Source organism: Flammeovirga sp. AWQ4_249 (assembly GCF_056161045.1).
Window position 1 is genome coordinate 1 of the sequence record NZ_JBSWYJ010000103.1, and the last position, 1,101, is coordinate 1,101.

Annotated in this window: 1 rRNA gene; it reads right to left on the reverse strand. The window is 50.4% G+C overall.

From position 1 onward, the window contains the following. A 23S ribosomal RNA gene (locus ACXAHM_RS26255) occupies window positions 1-1,101 on the reverse strand; the annotation flags it as partial.

Below are 1,101 nucleotides of genomic sequence, written 5' to 3' on the forward strand. Positions count from 1 at the left end.
CCGTTAGACCGTCGAACAGGAGAGGGCGGTATTTCAACAATGACTCCAAAACGCCTGGCGACGCTCCTTCACAGTCTCCCGCCTATCCTACACACTCCTGGCCAACGGCCAACGTTAAGTTGCAGTAAAGGTTCATGGGGTCTTTTCGTCCCGTTGCGGGTAAGCGGCATCTTCACCGCTACTTCAATTTCACCGAGCTCATGGCCGAGACAGCGTCCAGATCGTTGCACCATTCGTGCAGGTCGGAACTTACCCGACAAGGAATTTCGCTACCTTAGGACCGTTATAGTTACGGCCGCCGTTTACTGGGGCTTCAATTCAGAGCTTCGCCGAAGCTAACTCCCCCTCTTAACCTTCCAGCACCGGGCAGGTGTCAGGCTATATACTGAATCTTTCGAGTTCGCATAGCCATGTGTTTTTGTTAAACAGTCGCCTGGACTTCTTCGCTGCGGCCTCTTACAAAGTAAGTAGGCGCCCCTTCTCCCGAAGTTACGGGGCTAATTTGCCTAGTTCCTTAGCCATGAATCACTCGAGCGCCTCGGGTTACTCACCCTGACCACCTGTGTCGGTTTGGGGTACGGGATCCTATATCTTAATCGTAGAAGGTTTTCTTGGAAGCGTTTCACATCGTTATCAAATTGACCGTAGTCGCTCTGTACTGTCTTGTTTCCCCAAGTCGTGCGCATTTAACTACACAACCTATAGGTACGCAATTCAACGTACTATTCCGTCAGTACGCAGATGCTGCATCACTCCGTCACTCCATCGAAAATATAGGATGCTCAGGAATTTTGACCTGATATCCATCGAATATGCCATTCGGCAATCTCCTTAGGTCCCGGCTAACCCTGGGACGATTAGCGTCGCCCAGGAAACCTTGGTCTATCGGCGGGCAGGTTTCTCACCTGCCTTATCGTTACTTATGCCTACATTTGCTTTTCTAGAAAGTCCACTGTGCATCACCACACAGCTTCAGCCTCGCTAGAATGCTCCCCTACCACTTGCTTACGCAAATCCATGTCTTCGGTGAATAGTTTAATGCCCGATCATTATCGATGCTCTGTCGCTCGACCAGTGAGCTGTTACGCACTCTTTGAATGT